The organism is Parvibaculum indicum (genome assembly GCF_011762095.1).
Lineage (GTDB): Bacteria > Pseudomonadota > Alphaproteobacteria > Parvibaculales > Parvibaculaceae > Parvibaculum > Parvibaculum indicum.
On the sequence record NZ_JAASQO010000012.1, the window covers coordinates 92,573 to 111,453 of the forward strand.

The following is an 18,881-nucleotide window of genomic DNA, read 5'->3' on the forward strand; positions in this document are numbered from 1 at the left end:
AGGCGAAAACCGATATGAGCGAAAATGCAGGCCTCGCAACCGGTGACGTGGAACCGGCATCCGGCGGCAAGACGCGGCCCTTCAGCGGGTTCGAATGGCTGCTGGCCTTCCGCTATCTGCGGGCCCGCCGCAAGGAAGGCTTCATTTCCGTCATCGCGGGGTTTTCCTTCGTCGGCATCATGCTCGGCGTGGCGACGCTCATCATCGTCATGTCGGTGATGAACGGTTTCCGTACGGAGCTTCTGTCGCACATTCTCGGCCTCAACGGCCATATGTTCGTGCGCGGCGTGGCGGGCTATATCACCGATTATGACAGCGTGGCCGACAAGGTGCGCAAGGTGAACGGCGTGACCCATGTCATGCCGCTGGTCGAGGGGCAAGTCATGGCCTCCACGCCGGCAAACGCTTCCGGCGCGCTGGTACGCGGCGTGCGCGAAGACGACCTGCAACACCTGACCGCCGTCTCCGGCAATGTGCTGATGGGCTCGCTGGGCAGCTTCAAGGACGGAGATGTCGCTGTCGGCTCGCGTCTGGCGCGCAAGCTCGGCGTCTCCGTCGGCGACAAGATCACGCTGCTGAGCCCGCGAGGCACCTCGACGCCCTTCGGAACGGCGCCCCGCGTGCGCGCCTTCAAGGTCGGCGCGATCTTCGAGGTCGGCATGTCGGAATATGACGCCACCTTCGTCTTCATGCCGCTCACCGCGGCGCAGAGCTTCCTGAAGACGGGCGACGGCGTGAACGCGCTGGAACTCCGGATTACCGATCCCGACCGGGTGAACGCCGCCGTCCTGCCCGTGGCGCAGGCCGCCGGACCCTGTTGCGATGTCGTGACCTGGCAGCAGACCAATCAGAGTTTCTTCAGCGCGCTTCAGGTGGAACGCAATGTGATGTTCCTCATCCTGACGCTCATCCTGGTCGTCGCCGCGCTCAACATCATTTCGGGTCTCATCATGCTGGTGAAGGACAAGGGCAGGGACATCGCCGTCCTGCGCACCATGGGCGCGACGCGCGGCTCCGTCCTGCGCGTCTTCTTCATTTCCGGCGCCTCGATCGGCGTATTGGGCACGCTGGCCGGTTTCGCACTCGGTCTCGTCTTCTGCCTCAATATCGAGCCGCTGCGCCAGTTTCTCTCCAGCCTGTCGGGCACGGAGCTTTTCTCGCCGGAGGTCTATTTCCTGAGCCGAATGCCGGCGGAGGTGAATGCGACCGAAGTGACCTATGTCGTGCTCATGGCGCTGGGGCTTTCCTTCGCGGCGACGCTCTATCCCGCCTGGCGCGCCGCCTCGCTCGATCCGGTGGAGGCGCTGCGCTATGAGTGATGTCACGACCGCCGCGACCGAACCCGCCCTCAGCCTCAAGGATGTCACGCGCATCTATTCGCAGGGCGAAGAAGCGCTCCAGATTTTCCGCGAACTCTCGCTCGACATCTGGAAAGGTCAGATGGTCGGGCTTGTCGGCCCGTCCGGCGCGGGCAAATCCTCGCTGCTGCACATCGCCGGCCTGCTGGAAATGCCCGATATGGGCGCCGTGATGATCGGCGGGCGCGATTGCGTGGCGCTGCCGGACAGCCAGAAGACCGCCGTCCGCCGCACGGATATCGGCTTCGTCTATCAGTTCCACAATCTGCTGCCCGAATTCTCGGCGGTGGAAAATGTCATGCTGCCCCAGCTCGTGGCGGGTCGGAAAAAGGGCGACGCGCATGATTTCGCCATGGACCTGCTCACCCGCATGGGGCTCGCGCCCCGCGCGACGCACCGTCCCGCCGAACTTTCCGGCGGCGAGCAGCAGCGTGTGGCCATCGCCCGGGCGCTCGCCAACCGGCCGCGCCTCGTTCTGGCGGATGAGCCGACCGGCAATCTCGACCCCAAGACCTCCCGGCATGTCTTCACCGAGCTGCTGAATGTCTGCCGGCAGGAGGGGGTGGCCGCGCTTATTGCGACCCACAATCTCGACCTCGCCTCGCATATGGATCGGGTCGTGCTGCTCCATGAGGGCAAGCTGCTCGAAGGCGCCGAACTCGCCGCGAAGTATCAGAGCCTTTGATCGACAATATCGATTGGTTTGATAAGAATAACACGTTGGACCGATTGATCTGTTTTACGCATGCTCCCTGTAGTTAGATGTCAGGGAGCCTTGTCATGTCGGCCAACGACGCAGCCACCGTCGCGCACCCCACGCGCCTTCAAAACGCTACCGCGCTACTGCCCGGTCTGGGCCTGACGGTCCTCATCGGCGCGGCGGCGACCGGCCTTCACGAACTGCCGGGCATGGGGCCGCTGAGCCCGCTGATCCTCGCCATCCTGCTCGGCATGGCCTTCAACAACATCGTCGGCACGCCCGAGGCCGCCAGGGCGGGCGTGAAGTTTTCCCTGCGCCGCATTCTCCGCTTCGCCGTCATGCTGCTCGGGCTCCAGCTCACGCTCGCCCAGGTGGAAAGCGTGGGGCTGGGCGGCATCGCAGCGACGCTTGCCACGCTCGGCGCGACCTTCTTCTTTACCCTCTGGATGGGCCGCGCGCTCGGTGTCGGCAAGTCGCTTTCCGCGCTGATCGCCTCGGGCACCTCCATTTGCGGGGCCTCGGCCGTCATCGCCGCCGATGCCGTCATTGGCGGGGAAGATGAGGAGGTCGCCTATGCCGTCGCCTGCGTGACCATATTCGGCTCCATCTCCATGCTGCTTTACCCGATCCTCGGCGCCGCCATGGCGCTGACGCCGCACGCCTACGGCCTGTGGACCGGGGCGACCATTCACGAGGTGGCGCAGGTCGTGGCCGCGGCCTTTCAGGGCGGCGAGGCGGCGGGCCATTTCGGCACCATCGTCAAACTCACCCGGGTCATGATGCTGGCGCCCGTCATTCTGGCGCTCGCCGCCTTCTGGGTCCGGGAGACCGCCCATGGCGCCCCCGATGTCGCGGGGCCGGAAGAAAGCCGCCCTGCGCAGAGCCGCTGGGCCCATATCCCGTGGTTCGCCTTCGGCTTCCTCGCGCTCATCCTGGTCAACACGCTCTTCCCGCTGGGCGAGGCGGCAAAGGCGGACACGGGCATGGCGACGACCTTCCTGCTCGCGGTCGCCGTGGCCGCGATGGGCCTCGAGACGGATTTCCGCAAGCTCCTTGCGATGGGGCTCAGGCCCCTCATCCTCGGCGCGGCGGCCTGGATATTCATTTCCGTGGCGGGACTGGGCCTCGTAACCTGGCTAAGCTGAACGCCTGTCGACTTTTCCGGGAACCCCTCCGTGACGCTTGATCAGCTTCGTATCTTTCTGGCCGTGGCCGAACGCGAGCATGTGACGCAGGCCGCCGCCGCATTGGGGCTGACCCAATCGGCGGTGAGCGCGGCCATCGCCGCGCTGGAGGCCCGCCACGATGCGCGGCTCTTCGACCGGGTCGGCCGCCGCATCGAGTTGACGGCCGCCGGCAGGGCTTTTCTCGGCGAGGCGAGGGCGGTTGTCGCCCGGGCCGAGGCGGCGGAACTCATGCTGAGCGAACTCGGCTCCAGGGCCCGTGGCGCGATCAATGTGGCCGCCAGCCAGACCATCGCCAGCTACTGGCTGCCGCCCCGTCTCGTCCGCTTCCGCGAAAGCGCGCCGGAAGTCGATGTCCGCCTGGAGCAGGGCAATACCGGCGCCGTCATCGAGGCGGTGAAGGCGGGGATGGCGGATATCGGTTTCGTCGAAGGCGAGGTGAAGGCGGGCGCGCTGGCGGCCGAGCGGGTCGGCATCGACGAGATGGTCCTCGTTGTGGCGGCGGATCACCCGCTGGCCGGAAAGCGCAGCCTGAAGCCCGCCGAGCTTGCCGCCGCCGACTGGATCGTCCGCGAGCCGGGCTCGGGGACGCGCTCGGAAGCCGAAAACGCGATCGCAGCCCTTGAAGTCCCGATCCATGAACGCCGCATTGCCATGGTTCTGCCGTCCAACGAGGCCGTGCGCGCCGCGGCGGAAGCGGGCGCGGGCATCGCGGCGCTGTCGGAGCTGGTGGTGGCGGAAAGCATCGCCGCAGGTCGGCTGAAGCATCTGAAGCCGGCGCTTGGCCGCCGCGCCTTCTATGTGATCCGCCACAAGGAGCGCCGCCTGAGCAAGGCGGCCGAGGCCCTGATCGACCACTGCAAGTCCGCCGGACGCCAGGCCGCGTAACCCCGGGAATTTTCTCCTTGACGAAAGAGAACAAAAGAGGAACTATCCGGACCAGAACATTTCATGAACTTCATTCTTGAGCGAGGGGCTGCAAAATGCAAACGGGACATGAAACCAATGGCTGGCTGAAGGATATCGCGGCGCTGGCCTCCATTACCGCCTTCATCTTCACGGCGGTGACCTGGGTGGAGATCGCCAAGGGGCTGATGGGATAATCGTCTTTTCCACATCTTTATTTTGCGGCCCCGCCTGACACGGGGCCGCTGGGGCGGGAGAATGCATGCCATGGCCGATTCCCGTTCCTCGCAATCTCAGGCTCTCCAGTTCATCCATCTGCGGATGCATACCGCCTATTCCCTGCTGGAAGGGGCGATCCGCATGAAGGACGTGCCCAAGCTCTGCAGGGCTGAGGGCATGCCCGCCGTGGCGATCACGGATACCGCCAACCTTTTCGGCGCGCTTGAATTTTCCGAGGTTCTCTCCGGCGCCGGAATCCAGCCCATCATCGGCTGCACGCTGCCGGTCCTGCTCGAAGCCGACGACGAACCCGGCCGCGGCCCGCGCCGCGACCCCTCGGGTATCGTCGCGTTGCTCGCCAAGGACGAGCAGGGCTACAGGAACCTCATGAAGCTTTCGAGCCGGGCCTTCCTGGATCCGGAAGCCGGCGAGCCCGCCCATGTGCCGCTCGCCAAGATCGCGGAGTGCCAGGAAGGGCTCATCTGCCTGACCGGCGGGCCGGAAGGCGTGGTGAACAGGCTGCTGGAGGCCGGTCAGCCCGGTCCGGCGCGGGAAAATCTCGACTGGCTGCAAAAGACCTTCGGCGACCGGCTCTATGTCGAGCTGCAACGCCACGGCATGACGCGCGAGCGCCAGACCGAGGAGCAACTGATCGATTGGGCCTATGAAAGGGCCATTCCGCTCGTCGCCACCAACGAGCCCTATTTCGCCCGGGAAGATGAGTTCGAGGCCCATGACGCGATGATCTGCATCGCGGAAAGCGCCTATGTGGCCCAGGCCGACAGGCGCAGCCTGACGCCCGAACATCGGTTCAAATCCCAGGCCGAAATGGTCGCGCTCTTCTCCGACCTGCCCGAGGCGATCGAGAACACGCTGGAGATTGCTCGGCGCTGCGCCTATCGCCCGCGCACCCACAAGCCGATCCTGCCCAATTTCGCCCCCGGCACCAGCGAGGCGGAGGAGCTGGTGCGTCAGGCGGAGGAGGGGCTCACCGCGCGTCTTGCTGCCGTGGAGGCGGTGGCGGATGAGGAGGTCTACCGCAAGCGCCTGCGCTTCGAACTCGATATCATCGTCAAGATGGATTTCCCCGGCTACTTCCTCATCGTGGCCGACTTCATCAAATGGGCGAAAGCGCATGACATTCCGGTCGGTCCGGGCCGTGGCTCCGGCGCGGGCTCGGTGGTCGCCTGGGCGCTCACCATCACCGATCTCGACCCCTTGCGCTTCGGGCTCCTTTTCGAGCGCTTCCTGAACCCCGAACGCGTGTCCATGCCGGACTTCGACATCGACTTCTGTCAGGACCGGCGCGACGAGGTGATCCGCTATGTGCAGGATCGCTACGGCTACGACCAGGTCGCCCAGATCATCACCTTCGGTAAGTTGCAGGCCCGCGCCGTGCTGCGCGATGTGGGCCGCGTCCTCCAGCTCCCCTATGGCCAGGTGGACCGGCTCTGCAAACTCGTGCCCAACAATCCGGCCAACCCGGTCACCCTCCCGGAAGCCATCGAGGGTGAGCCGCGCCTTCAGGAAGAGGCGAAGAACGACGAAACCGTCGCCCGGATGCTGGAAATCGGCCAGAAACTCGAAGGCCTTTATCGCCACGCCTCGACCCATGCCGCTGGCGTGGTGATCGGCGACCGCCCGCTGGACGAGCTGGTCCCGCTCTACCGTGACCCCCGCTCGGATATGCCCGTCACCCAGTTCAACATGAAATGGGTGGAACCGGCGGGGCTGGTAAAGTTCGACTTTCTGGGCCTCAAGACACTCACTGTCCTTCAGCAGGCGATCAATCTGCTGAAACTGCGGGACATCGACGTCGATCTTGCCCATCTGCCGCTGGACGACAAGTCCAGCTACGAGATGCTGGCCAAGGGTCAAACGGTTGGTGTGTTCCAGCTTGAAAGTTCGGGCATGCGAGACATGCTCCGCAAGCTCAATGCCGACCGCTTCGAAGACATCATCGCCATGGTGGCCCTCTACCGCCCGGGCCCCATGGACAACATCCCGAAATACATCGCCTGCAAGAAGGGCGAGGAGCAGCCCGACTATCTGCACCCCTGGCTGGAAGACGTCCTGCGCGAGACGCATGGCGTCATCATCTACCAGGAGCAGGTGATGCAGATCGCGCAGATCCTCTCCGGCTACTCGCTGGGCGAAGCCGACCTTCTCCGCCGCGCCATGGGCAAGAAGATCAAGGCGGAGATGGAGAAGCAGAAGGAACGCTTCGTCACCGGCGCGGTCGAAAAGGGCGTGGACAAGGCCAAGGCGGCGGAAATCTTCGAGCTGGTGGACAAGTTCGCGGGCTATGGCTTCAACAAGTCTCACGCCGCGGCTTACGCGCTCGTCGCCTATCAGACGGCCTGGCTGAAGGCGAACTACCCGGTGGAGTTCCTGGCCGCCTCCATGAGCCTCGATCTCAACAACACCGATAAGCTGAATGTTTTCAAGGAGGAAGCGACCCGTCTTGGCATCAAGGTTTGCCCGCCATCGGTGAACCGTTCCGAGGCCATGTTCACCGTGGAAAACGGCGAAGTGCTCTATGCGCTCGCCGCCATCAAGAATGTCGGCCGCCAGGCGATGGAGCATGTGGTCGAAATCCGGCGGGAAGGCGGTCCCTTCAGCGACATCTTCGATTTCGCGCGCCGCGTCAGTCCGCGCTACATCAACAAGCGCACCTTTGAAAACCTGGTCCGCGCCGGCGCCTTCGACGACCTTCACAAGGATCGCGCGCAACTCCTTGCCAGCGCGGATCTTTTGATGGGCATAGCCAGCTCGGCGGCGGAGGAGCGCGAGACCCAGCAGGTCAATCTCTTCGGCGGCGACAGCGGGGCCGCGATGGCCAATCCGGCCCTGCCGCGCGTGGAATCCTGGACGCCGATCCAGCGCCTCAACGAGGAATTCAACGCCATCGGCTTCTATCTCTCCGGTCACCCGCTGGACGGCTATCTGACCTCGCTCAAGCGGGCGGGCGTCGTCACCTATGCGGAGATGCTGGCGCGCAGCACCCCGGCGGCCAAGATGGCCGGAACGGTGACGGCCCGTCAGGAGCGCCGCTCCAAGAAGGGCAATCCCTTCGCCTTCCTCAACCTGTCCGACCCGACGGGCCAGTTCGAGATGATCGTGTTTTCCGAGGTGCTCTCCGCCTCGCGCGACGTCATGGAGCCCGGCAGATCCGTCGTCGTCTCCGTGGAAATCGACCGCGCGGGCGATGAAGTGAAGCTCAGGGCCCTGGGCGTTCAGTCGCTGGAAGCCGCGACCGCCAATGTCGAAGAGGGCATGAAGGTCTTCGTGGAGGATCCCTCCACGCTGGAGCCGCTGAAAATGCGCCTCAAGGAAAAGGGGAAAGGTATTGTTTCCCTTGTCCTTTTGGCCGACAAGGGCCGCGAGGTCGAGATCGAGCTGAAGGACCGCTACCGCGTCACGCCCGAAATCCGCGGCGCGGTCAAATCCATGACCGGGGTCATCGAGGTTCAGGAAATCTGACGGCGTGCGAAATCTGCCCCTCAGGCCGCGCTAAGCCGCTATTCAGGCTTGCTTTTCAGCCCTTCTCCCCCTATACCGGCGCCATTCCACACGCGGGGTTGGGTGTACCCACCGTCTTTGCGCCGACCTTCAGAGGTCTGTCACAGAGACAACATAGGGTGCCCCCGTCCGGTGCGGTCGATCTCCTTTGGTGCGAGGTCGACACGTTTCCCCCCGCGGAGGTCCAACCGGAAAAAGGAGCAGGGTGTCATGGCACTCCCCGATTTTACTATGCGTCAACTGCTGGAGGCCGGCGTTCACTTCGGTCACCAGACCCATCGCTGGAACCCGAAGATGGAGACCTTCCTCTTCGGCAACCGCAACAACATCCACATCATCGATCTGGCCCAGACGGTGCCTCTGCTGCATCAGGCGCTCGTCGCCGTGCGCGATGTGGTGGCCGGTGGCGGCCGCGTGCTCTTCGTGGGCACCAAGCGCCAGGCCTCCGATCCGATCGCCGAGGCGGCGCGTCAGTGCGCCCAGTACTACATCAACCATCGCTGGCTGGGCGGCACGCTCACCAACTGGAAGACGATTTCCAACTCGATCCGTCGCCTGCGCGAACTGGATGAAGTCCTTGGCGGCGAGGCCCGTGGCCTGACCAAGAAGGAAATCCTGATGATGACGCGCGAGCGCGACAAGCTCGAACGCGCCATCGGCGGCATCAAGGACATGGGCGGCATTCCCGACATGATGTTCGTGATCGACACGAACAAGGAAACGATCGCCATTCAGGAAGCCCGCAAGCTCGGCATTCCGGTCGTCGCCATTCTGGATTCCAATTGCGATCCCGACGGCATCGCTTACCCGATCCCGGGCAATGACGATGCGGCGCGCGCCATCAGCCTCTACACCGATCTGATCTCCCGCGCGGTGATCGACGGTATCTCGCAGAGCCAGGGCGCCATGGGCGTCGATGTCGGCGCCGAGGCAGAGCCGATGGCCGAGCCTGCTCTGGAAGACGCGCCGGCGGCCGAGGAAGCTCCGGCTGCTGAAGCGGCGGCTGAGCCGGCTGCCGAAACCCCGGCCGAGTAAGCCGAGGTCCGAATTCGGCCTGGCGGGGCGGCCCGGTTGCGGGGCCCCGCCAGTGCTCTTGAAGAGGTTTCGATAGGCTTCGGCAGGCGCGGATTGTTTCGCGGGCCGGGGTCGCAGCATTTTGAGGAAATCCGATGGCTGATATCACCGCAAGCATGGTGAAGGAACTGCGCGAAAAGACCGGCGCAGGCATGATGGACTGCAAGGCAGCGCTCAAGGAAAACGACGGCGACATGGAAGCCGCGGTCGACTGGCTGCGGACCAAGGGGCTGGCCAAGGCCGCCAAGAAGGCCGGTCGCGTGGCCGCCGAGGGCCTGATCGGCGTCGTCGCCGACGGGACGCGCGGCGCGGTCGTGGAAGTGAACTCCGAAACCGACTTCGTGGCGCGCAACGAACAGTTTCAGGGCATGGTCTCCGAAATCGCCAAGCTGGCGCTCGACGCCAATGGCGATGTCGATGCGCTCAAGGCAGCGACCTATACCGGCTCGTCCAAATCCGTCGAGGATTATGTGACTGAGGCCGTCGGCACCATCGGCGAGAACATGAATGTCCGCCGCGCCGGCTTCATCTCGGTCGATGACGGCGTGGTGTCGGCCTATGTCCATAACCAGGTCGCTCCGGGCCTCGGCAAGATCGGCGTTCTGGTCGCTCTGGAATCCACCGGCGACAAGGAAAAGCTCTCCGAGCTCGGCAAGCAGATCGCGATGCATGTCGCGGCGACGACCCCGCTGGCCACCCGCCCGGAAGACATGGATCAGGACACGATCGAGCGTGAGCGCAACGTGCTCATCGCCGAAGCCAAGGAATCCGGCCGCCCCGACAACATCATCGAGAAGATGGTCGAAGGCCGCATGCGCAAGTTCCTCCAGGAAGTCGTGCTGCTTTCCCAGGCTTTCGTGATCGACCCCGACAACTCCGTCGAGCAGGCCGTGAAGAACGCCGAGGGCGATATCGGCGCGCCGGTGAACGTCGTCGGCTTCCTGCGCTTCGGCCTGGGCGAAGGCGTCGAGAAAGAAGAGGCGGACTTCGCCGCGGAAGTGGCCGCCGCCCGCGGTTAAGGCTATTTGCCATGCAATGAAGCGCCCCCTTCGCCAACCGGCGCAGGGGGCGCTATTGTCTCTGGCAGGCGGGGAGGGATTCGCTCCCCGGCCAATCAGTCCAGAAGCCACGCCCATAGCGCCGGAATCCTGCCCATGTCCGCCAGTGCCACGAAAAGTGCAACCGAAAGCGCAGCCGAAGGCGCCGATAAGCCGCGTTACGCCCGCGTCCTCCTGAAGGTTTCGGGCGAAGCCCTGATGGGGGATACCCAATACGGTATCGATGTCGGCACGGTCGATCGCATCGCCCGGGAAATCCAGCAGGCCTGCGAGATCGGCGTCGAGGTCTGCCTGGTGATCGGCGGCGGCAACATCTTCCGCGGGCTGTCCGGCGCGGCCAAGGGGATGGAGCGGGCCAGCGCCGACTATATGGGCATGCTGGCCACCGTCATGAACGCGCTGGCCATGCAGAATTCGCTGGAACGTCTGGATGTGCCCACCCGGGTTCTTTCCGCCATCCCGATGACGACCATTTGCGAGCCCTATATCCGCCGCCGCGCGGTTCGGCATATGGAAAAGGGCCGGGTCGTCATCTTCGCGGCCGGCACCGGCAACCCCTTCTTCACCACCGATACCGCCGCCGCGCTCCGGGCGACCGAGATGGGGTGCGACGCCCTGTTGAAGGGAACGCAGGTGGACGGCGTCTATTCGGACGACCCGAAACAGGTCCCCGACGCGGAACGCTACGAACGGCTGACCTATTTCGACGTGATCGCGCGCGACCTGAAGGTGATGGACACCTCCGCGATCGCGCTGGCCCGGGAGAACGATATTCCGATCATCGTTTTCTCCATTCACGATTCCGGTTCCCTGGTCGATGTTCTGACGGGCAAGGGACGCTGCACTATCATCGAGAACGCTGCCTGAGAAACGCCGCCAGGCGAAGCGAGGCACGGAAGGAAACGACATGGCTGACGAAGAAGAGACTTTCGATCTGGACGACACCGAACGCCGCATGAAGGGCGCCGTGCAAGCACTGAAAACCGAGTTCGGCGGCCTGCGCACGGGCCGCGCGACCGCGAGCCTGCTGGATCCGATCACCGTCGACGCCTATGGCCAGACCATGCCGCTCAACCAGGTCGGCACGGTCGGCGTGCCCGAGCCCCGCATGCTGACGATCTCCGTCTGGGACAAGGGCATGGTGGCGGCGGTCGAAAAGGCGATCCGCAATTCCGGTCTCGGCCTCAACCCGGTCGTCGACGGCACGCTGCTCCGCCTGCCCATCCCCGAGCTCAACGAAGAGCGCCGCCAGGAACTCACCAAGGTCGCCGCGCGCTATACCGAGCAGGCCCGCATCGCCGTGCGCAATGTGCGCCGCGACGCGATGGACGAGCTGAAGAAGCTCGAAAAGGACGGCAAGATGAGCAAGGACGATCACAAGATCTGGAGCGACGAGGTCCAGTCCCTGACCGACAAGTTCATCGCGGAGATTGATGCGGCGCTGGCCCACAAAGAAAGTGAAATCATGCAGGTTTGAGGCCTTGCTGTTGCCTTGATGGCAGGTTTCACTATCGGGTCGGCGGTCGCGCGGGCCCGGCCAGAACAGAACACCCGGTTGACGGTATGATGTTGACGTCCAAGCAGAATGACAGCGAAACCGCCTCTCAGGCGGTGCCGCGTCATGTCGCCATCATCATGGACGGCAATGGACGCTGGGCGGCCAGGCGCCATCTGCCCCGCGCCGCCGGGCACCGGCAGGGGGTCGAGGCGGTTCGCGTCATCGTCCGCGCCGCCTCCGAAATGGGCATCGAATATCTGACGCTCTACAGCTTCAGTTCCGAAAACTGGAACCGCCCGCCGGAGGAAGTGAACGACCTGATGGGGCTGTTGCGCCTGTTCATCCGGCGCGACCTGGCCGAGCTGCATCGCAATGGCGTCAATATCCGCATTATCGGCGACCGCGCCCATCTCGATCCGGATCTGGTCAAGTTGATCGATGAAGCCGAAACGCTGACCCGCGCCAATACGCGGCTGCGCCTCATCATCGCCTTCAATTATGGCGGCAAGAACGAGATCGCCTCCGCCATGCGCCGCATTGCCGGTGAGGTCGAGGCGGGCAGGCTCAGCGCCGCTGAAATCACGCCGGATACGGTGTCGGCCTATCTCGACACGGCAGGCATTCCCGATCCCGACCTCGTTATCCGCACCAGCGGCGAAAAGCGCCTCTCCAACTTCCTGATCTGGCAAAGCGCCTATTCGGAGCTTCTCTTCGACGACGTGTTCTGGCCGGACTTCACGCCGGAACATCTCCGCGCCGCCATTGCCGAGTTCAACGGCCGCCAGCGCCGTTTCGGCGCCGTCCCGGCGGGCAATGGAAGCTGATCGCGATATGACTGAAACCGGCGGTCCGCCCGATACCTCCCGAATGGGCAGTGCCCGATTTGGCGATACCGCGCGGCGCGTGATCTCCGCTCTGTTGCTTGCGCCGTTGGCGCTGGCCTGTGCCTGGGCCGGCGGGTGGATTTTCGCCGCCATGCTGGCCGTCGCCTCGGTCGCAATGGCGCTGGAAGTCGCGCATCTCGTCTATCGCAGCGCCTCGGTCCGGGATGCGCTTGGCCTGATCGGGGCCGCGCTTCTGGCCGTGGGCTTCGCCGCCGCCGGGCTTGCGTCGGCCGGGCTGGCCGCCGCCGCGGCGATCATGGCCTTTGCGCTGGCGGGGCGGCTTTGGCGGGGCGCGCCTGCGGGCCGGGCCCTGATCGCTTACCCCTATCTGGTGCTGCCGCTCGTGGCCCTCATCTGGCTGCGGAACGATCCCGCCTATGGCCTCGAAGTGGTTTTCTGGCTTCTGGTCATGGTGTGGGCAATCGACAGTTTTGCCTATTTCGCGGGCCGCACCATCGGCGGGCCGAAGCTCATGCCTTCCATTTCGCCGAAAAAGACCTGGGCCGGGCTGATCGGCGGCATGGCCGGGGCGGTCGTGGCAGGGGTGGCGGCCGCATTGATGATCGGCGAGGGCTCTCCCATACTGCTGGCGGTCGTAAGCGCCGGCCTGGCCATCGTCGAGCAACTGGGCGACTTCTTCGAATCTGCCATGAAGCGCCGCGCCGGCCTGAAGGACTCAGGACATCTCATCCCCGGCCATGGCGGGGTGCTGGACCGGGTGGACGGCTTGATGGCGGTGACCGTCGCCGCGGCCCTTCTGGGAATTGTTCACAAGGCCGCGCATCCGGCGGCAGGAGTGCTGATTTGGCCCTGATGGCAGAAGCGGAAAAGATGCCCGCACCGAATCCGAACCCGACGCCGAGGCGCGTCACCATATTGGGGTCGACCGGCTCGATCGGCTGTTCGACGCTCGATCTGGTGGAACGCCAGCCGGAAAGCTTTCAGGTCGAGGCGTTGACGGCGCACCGCAATGTCGAGGCGCTTGTGGCGCAGGCGCTCAAATTCCGTCCCTCCGTCGCGGTGATCGGCGATCCGGCGGGCTATGACGCCCTGAAACAGGGGCTGGCCGGAAGCGGGATCGAGGCGGCGGCCGGAACCGCGGCCATCGACGAGGCGGCGGCCCGTCCCTCCGATCTCGTCATGGCGGGCATTGTCGGCGCGGCGGGGCTCGCGCCCACGCTGGCCGCCGTAAGGCGAGGGGCCTGCGTGGCGCTGGCGAACAAGGAATGCCTTGTTTCGGCGGGGGCGTTGTTTCTGGCCGAGGTGGAACGCTCCGGCGCCGTGCTCCTGCCGGTGGATTCCGAACATAACGCCATCTTCCAGGTGCTGGAGGCCGACAAGCCCGAAACCATCTCCCGCATCATCCTGACGGCATCGGGCGGCCCGTTCCGCACATGGACGCTGGAGGAAATGGCCGTGGCGACGCCGGCTCAGGCCGTCGCGCATCCCCGCTGGGAAATGGGCGCCAAGATTTCGGTCGATAGCGCCACGCTGATGAACAAGGGGCTGGAGTTAATCGAGGCATTCTACCTGTTTCCCGTGGAAGAAAGCCAAATCGACGTCGTGATTCACCCCGAGTCGATCATTCACTCCATGGTCGAATATGTGGACGGGTCCGTGCTGGCCCAGCTTGGCTCGCCGGATATGCGGACGCCCATCGGCTATACGCTGGCCTGGCCGGCGCGCATGGCCACCCCGAGCGCGCGGCTGAACTTCGCGGAAATCGGGAAATTAACCTTCGAAGCCCCTGATATCGTTAGGTTTCCGCTCCTCCGGCTGGCAAGGGAGGCGCTGAAGGATGGCGGCGCCGCGCCGAATGTGCTCAATGCCGCCAATGAGGTCGCCGTCGAGGCCTTTCTGAAAGGTAATATCGCCTTCCCGGAAATAGCGGCTACCGTCGAGGAAGTGCTGGGCAGCGACGCCTGGGGATCGCAGGTGCCGGCGGGCCTGGAGGATGTTTACGAATTGGATGCCCTGTCGAGAAAACAGGCGTCTGAATGGGTGCAAAAGCGGTCGCGCTGACGTAGGCTGTCACCTCGTCTGGGCCCGGTGACTCGCGGAAAATGGTGGCTTTGCCGGACGTTTGTCCATGTATTGGACATCCTCGACTGATATGATCGCCGGCATGACCGGGGGATACCCCGGCGGCCGGTGAAAGAAGTATGGATAATATGAGCATTCTGGCGAGTATTGGCGGGTTCGGGGAGACGCTTTTCAGCTATCTGCTGCCTTTCATTTTTGTTCTTGGCGTCGTGGTTTTCTTCCATGAGCTGGGGCATTTCTGGGTGGCGCGGCGCTGCGGCGTGAAGGTCGACACCTTCTCTATCGGTTTCGGGCCCGAGATTTTCGGTTGGAACGACCGTCATCGGACGCGCTGGAAGCTGAGCTGGATTCCGCTTGGCGGTTTCGTGAAGTTCGCGGGCGACGAAAACGCCGCCAGCATGCCGAGCCGCGAGCAGCTCGAGGCCATTCCCGACAGCCAGCGCAAGGGACTTTTCCATTTCAAGCCGCTCTGGCAGCGGGCTGCCGTCGTCGCCGCCGGGCCGATTGCGAATTTTATTCTGGCAATCGTGATCTTTGCCGGCATCTACACGGTGGTCGGGCAGTCGGTTGCGCTGCCGACGGTCGACGGGGTGCGCGCCGGGACGGCGGCTGCCGACGCCGGGTTTGAAGCCGGCGACTATGTGCTGAAAATCGACGGCGCCAGGATCGACACCTTTGAAGACATGCAGCGCCGGGTGGCGGCGAGCAGCGGCGAACCGCTGACATTCGTCGTCCGCCGCGACGGGGGCGAGGTGAGCCTGGTCGCGACGCCGCGTATGGAAGAGATCACCGACCGTTTCGGCAATGTGCACAAGCTGCCCATTCTGGGGATCGAAAGCCGCGGGGGCGAGCAGGGCATCAAGGTCGTCCGGTCCGATCCGCTGACGAGCATATGGCTCGGCGCGAAGGAAACATGGTTCGTGGTGTCGAGCACCATGGGCTATCTGGGCGGCATCGTCAGCGGCACGCAGGACGCCGATCAGCTTGGCGGGCCGCTGCGGATCGCGCAGGTTTCCGGGCAGGTGGCGTCTTTCGGCTTCGTTGCATTACTCAACATGACGGCGATGCTGTCGGTCAGCATCGGGCTTTTGAACCTGTTTCCGGTTCCTCTGCTTGATGGCGGGCATCTTCTCTACTATGCAGTCGAGGCGGTTCGCGGACGGCCTCTGGGAGAGCAGGCGCAGGAAGTCGGTTTCCGGATCGGCCTGGCGCTTGTGATGATGCTAATGGTTTTTGCGACATGGAACGATCTGGTGCATCTGCAGGTCTTTTCGTTCCTGAGCTCTCTGTTCAGCTGATCCGGGGGGAAAGCGTGTCGGCATTGCGATGGCAGAACGCGGGCGTCGGGGGAAATCCGGCAGCCGGGTCTTGGGTTGTTGACGGTATGAGATATCTGGGGACGAGAATGACCAGAATTCCAGGAATGATGGCGCTTGGCGTGGCGGTGTTCTTCGCACTGGCGCTTCTTGGAACGGTGCCGGGGGGCAGTTCGCTGCATCTGGTAACCTCCGCGCAGGCGCAGGAAGGGCCAGTCATCCGGCAGATCGATGTGCGGGGCAACCAGCGCATCGAGAACGAGACCGTCATTTCCTACATGACGTTGAAGCGCGGCGGCACCTATTCCGCCGCCGCCGCCGACGCCTCGATCAAGTCGCTCTTTCAGACGGGTCTTTTCGCCGATATTTCGATGAACATGACCGGGTCGACCCTGATCGTCTCCGTGGCCGAAAACCCGATCATCAACCGCGTCGCGTTCGAGGGGAACAACTCCATCGACACCGACACGCTGAACGAGGAAATCCAGCTGAAGCCGCGCGTGGTCTATACGCGCGCGAAGGTGCAGTCCGACGTGACGCGCATCGTCGAGCTTTACCGTCGGGGCGGCCGGTTTTCCGCCACCGTCGAGCCGAAGATCATTCAGCTTCCCCAGAACCGCGTCGACCTCGTTTTCGAGATCAGCGAAGGTCCGAAGACCAAGGTCGCCTCGATCAATTTCATCGGCAACGAGAAGTTCAGCGACAGCGATCTCAGGAGCGTGATTTCGACCTCGGAATCGGCCTGGTGGAAGTTCTTCTCGTCCTCCGACAGCTACGACCCCGACCGGCTGACCTATGACCGCGAATTGCTGCGCCGCTATTACCTTCAGCGCGGCTATGCCGACTTCCGCGTCGTCTCGGCCGAGGCGGAGTTGAGCCGCGATCAGAGCGCCTTCTACGTCACCTTCACGGTCGAGGAAGGCCAGATTTACCAGTTCGGCAAGATCTCGCTCAGCACCGAACTCGACAAGCTGAACCGGGATACGCTCGAAAAGCAGATCCTGCCCAAGGAAGGCGAGACCTACGATGCCAGCCTGATCGACGAAACCGTCGACGCGCTGACCTATCAGGCGGGGTCGGCCGGCTATGCCTTTGCCGAAGTGCGCCCCCGTGTGAAGCGTCACAAGGATACGAAGACCATCGACATCGCCTTCCAGATTTCGGAAGGGCCGCGCGTCTATGTGGAACGCATCAACATCACCGGCAACTCGCGCACGCTGGATTCGGTGATCCGCCGGCAGATGGAAATGTCCGAGGGCGACGCCTTCAACAAGGTGCTCCTCGACAAGTCCGAGAAGAATATCCGCGGTCTGCAATATTTCGCGCGGGTGGACGTGACCCAGAATCCGGGCACCGAACCCGACCGCACCATCGTCAATGTCGATGTGCAGGAACAGTCCACCGGGTCGCTCTCCCTGAGCGCGGGCTTTTCGACGCTCGACAATGCCGTCGCGGGCATTCAGCTCGCAGAGCGTAACTTCCTGGGCAAGGGCCTTCAGATCAGCGCAAATCTGTCGCTGTCGCTGCGCCGTCAGTTGATCGACTTCCGCTATACCGATCCCTACTTCCTGGGCCGGGATCTGGTCGGCGGTATCGACCTCTTCGGCAGTCAGACCGACTTCCAGACGGAAGCCTCCTATGACTCCATGACGCAGGGCGGCGGCTTGCGGTTCGGTTTCCCGCTGTCGGAGAAGAGCACCCTGCTGCTGCGCTATCAGCTCCGCATGGACCGGATCTACAATGTGAGTTCGACATCGCCGATCATTCAGGACGCGGCGGGCTCGGAGCTGCGCTCGATCATCGGCTACCGTTACTATTATGACGACCGCAACGATCCCGTGGACCCGACCGGAGGCTGGGACTTCCAGTTCGACCAGAACTTCGCGGGTCTGGGCGGCTCGGTCCGCTACGTGAAAACCGAGGCGGATGCGCGCTACTACTACAAGATCGCGGATGGCTTCATTGCGAGCCAGAGCCTGAGGGGCGGTTATGTGCACGGGCTGGGACAGCGCGTTCGCCTGTCCGACCACTTCTATCTCGGCGGCGCGGAAATTCGCGGCTTCAAGCGCGGCGGTGTCGGACCTCGCGATCTCCTGTCGGTCAACAACGACGCCATCGGTGCGCAGGCCTATGCGATCGGCTCGACCGAGGTGACGATCCCGAACGGCATTCCCGAAGCGCTGGGTATCCGCACGGCTCTCTTCGTCGATTACGGCTATATCGGCCTGAACGATACCCGCGATCCGTATAACAGGACCAATATCGAGGATGCGATGGCGCCGCGCGTGTCGACGGGTGTCAGCATCAACTGGCAATCGCCGTTCGGACCGGTGAAACTTGATTTCGCCAAGGTTCTGATGTCGGAAGAATACGACCAGGAGCAGCTTTTCCGCTTCAGCGCGGGAACGCAGTTCTAGACCGATCGAAGAGGTGCGGCGGTTGTCCGAAGCCGGAAGGCCGCCGCGTGGGAACAAACGGGGGGAAGGAAGCTTAGAAAGATGAAACGTAATCAGTTTGTATCGCGTGTTACGGCGGCCATGGCCGCGCTTGCATTTGTCGCCGCCACGTCGATGGCGACCGTTCCGGCACGGGCCGCCGAGGATGGCGCCGCCAAGCCGGCCGTCATTCTCATCGTGAATACCGAGCAGCTTTTCGCGCAGTCGAAGGTCGGCCAGAGCATTCGCAAGCAGGCCCAGGCCCAGGCCAAGGAACTCCAGGCCGAAAACGAGAAGAAGAGCAAGGAAATGGAAGCCGAAGCCAAGAAGCTCGGCGACCAGCGCGCGCTCCTCTCCCAGAGCGAGTTCCAGAAGAAGGTCGAGGCGCTGCAGAAGAAGGATCGTCAGCTTCAGGCGACGATGCAGGAAAAGAGCCAGGCTTTCCAGATCGGCACCCAGCAGGCCCGGGCGAAGGTCCAGGCGGCGCTGCGTCCGATCTTCGTCGACATCATGAAAGAGCGCGGCGGTACGGTGTTGCTGGATCAGTCGGTCGTGCTGGCCGGCGGCGTCGATCTCGACGTCACGCAGGAAGCGCTCAAGCGGCTGAACGAAAAGCTCGACGACGTGAAGGTCGAGCCCGTCTCCATGGCGGAGTTGCAGAAGCAGCAGCAGGGCAAGAACTAG

The 18,881-nt window shown here is 63.8% G+C and carries 15 protein-coding genes; all 15 read left to right on the forward strand.

Annotated elements, in window-relative coordinates:
- Positions 1–14: 14 nt before the first annotated feature.
- The 15 genes from FHS78_RS14905 to FHS78_RS14975 all read left to right on the forward strand — a co-directional run bounded on the left by FHS78_RS14905 (position 15) and on the right by FHS78_RS14975 (position 18,881).
- Positions 15–1,319, forward strand: a complete 1,305-nt coding sequence (locus FHS78_RS14905) for a lipoprotein-releasing ABC transporter permease subunit (RefSeq protein ID WP_167095171.1) — start codon at positions 15–17, stop codon at positions 1,317–1,319.
- Positions 1,312–2,043, forward strand: a complete 732-nt coding sequence (locus FHS78_RS14910; RefSeq protein ID WP_167095172.1) for an ABC transporter ATP-binding protein — start codon at positions 1,312–1,314, stop codon at positions 2,041–2,043. The genes FHS78_RS14905 and FHS78_RS14910 overlap by 8 nt, the downstream gene beginning before the upstream one ends.
- A gap of 95 nt (positions 2,044–2,138) precedes the next feature.
- Positions 2,139–3,203, forward strand: a complete 1,065-nt coding sequence (locus tag FHS78_RS14915; RefSeq protein ID WP_167095173.1) for a YeiH family protein — start codon at positions 2,139–2,141, stop codon at positions 3,201–3,203.
- Positions 3,204–3,233: 30 nt separating this feature from the next.
- Positions 3,234–4,130: a LysR substrate-binding domain-containing protein gene (locus FHS78_RS14920; protein ID WP_167095174.1), complete on the forward strand. Its 897-nt coding sequence runs from the start codon at positions 3,234–3,236 to the stop codon at positions 4,128–4,130.
- Positions 4,131–4,415: 285 nt separating this feature from the next.
- The gene (gene dnaE, locus FHS78_RS14925; protein WP_167095175.1) at positions 4,416–7,850 is read left to right on the forward strand and encodes a DNA polymerase III subunit alpha; all 3,435 of its coding nucleotides are present in this window, start codon (positions 4,416–4,418) and stop codon (positions 7,848–7,850) included.
- Positions 7,851–8,099: 249 nt separating this feature from the next.
- The gene (gene rpsB / locus FHS78_RS14930) at positions 8,100–8,924 is read left to right on the forward strand and encodes a 30S ribosomal protein S2 (protein ID WP_167095176.1); all 825 of its coding nucleotides are present in this window, start codon (positions 8,100–8,102) and stop codon (positions 8,922–8,924) included.
- A 134-nt stretch (positions 8,925–9,058) separates the two neighbouring features.
- The gene (gene tsf / locus FHS78_RS14935; RefSeq protein ID WP_167095177.1) at positions 9,059–9,982 is read left to right on the forward strand and encodes a translation elongation factor Ts; all 924 of its coding nucleotides are present in this window, start codon (positions 9,059–9,061) and stop codon (positions 9,980–9,982) included.
- A 135-nt stretch (positions 9,983–10,117) separates the two neighbouring features.
- Complete coding sequence (pyrH, locus tag FHS78_RS14940; RefSeq protein WP_167095178.1) at positions 10,118–10,888, forward strand: UMP kinase; 771 nt, start codon at positions 10,118–10,120, stop codon at positions 10,886–10,888.
- 40 nt (positions 10,889–10,928) lie between these two features.
- On the forward strand, positions 10,929–11,498 hold the full coding sequence (frr, locus tag FHS78_RS14945) for a ribosome recycling factor (protein ID WP_167095179.1): 570 nt from the start codon (positions 10,929–10,931) through the stop codon (positions 11,496–11,498).
- An 89-nt stretch (positions 11,499–11,587) separates the two neighbouring features.
- Positions 11,588–12,343, forward strand: coding sequence for an isoprenyl transferase (locus FHS78_RS14950; protein WP_205305338.1), 756 nt, complete (start codon positions 11,588–11,590; stop codon positions 12,341–12,343).
- Between the two features lie 7 nt (positions 12,344–12,350).
- Positions 12,351–13,217: a phosphatidate cytidylyltransferase gene (locus FHS78_RS14955; protein ID WP_167095181.1), complete on the forward strand. Its 867-nt coding sequence runs from the start codon at positions 12,351–12,353 to the stop codon at positions 13,215–13,217.
- A complete protein-coding gene (locus FHS78_RS14960; RefSeq protein WP_246220535.1) occupies positions 13,217–14,425 on the forward strand; it encodes a 1-deoxy-D-xylulose-5-phosphate reductoisomerase in 1,209 nt (402 codons plus the stop codon). The genes FHS78_RS14955 and FHS78_RS14960 overlap by 1 nt, the downstream gene beginning before the upstream one ends.
- Positions 14,426–14,574: 149 nt before the next feature.
- Positions 14,575–15,744, forward strand: coding sequence for an RIP metalloprotease RseP (gene rseP, locus FHS78_RS14965; protein ID WP_167095247.1), 1,170 nt, complete (start codon positions 14,575–14,577; stop codon positions 15,742–15,744).
- Between the two features lie 107 nt (positions 15,745–15,851).
- The gene (gene bamA, locus FHS78_RS14970) at positions 15,852–18,179 is read left to right on the forward strand and encodes an outer membrane protein assembly factor BamA (RefSeq protein ID WP_167095182.1); all 2,328 of its coding nucleotides are present in this window, start codon (positions 15,852–15,854) and stop codon (positions 18,177–18,179) included.
- An 81-nt stretch (positions 18,180–18,260) separates the two neighbouring features.
- Positions 18,261–18,881, forward strand: coding sequence for an OmpH/Skp family outer membrane protein (locus tag FHS78_RS14975; RefSeq protein WP_167095183.1), 621 nt, complete (start codon positions 18,261–18,263; stop codon positions 18,879–18,881).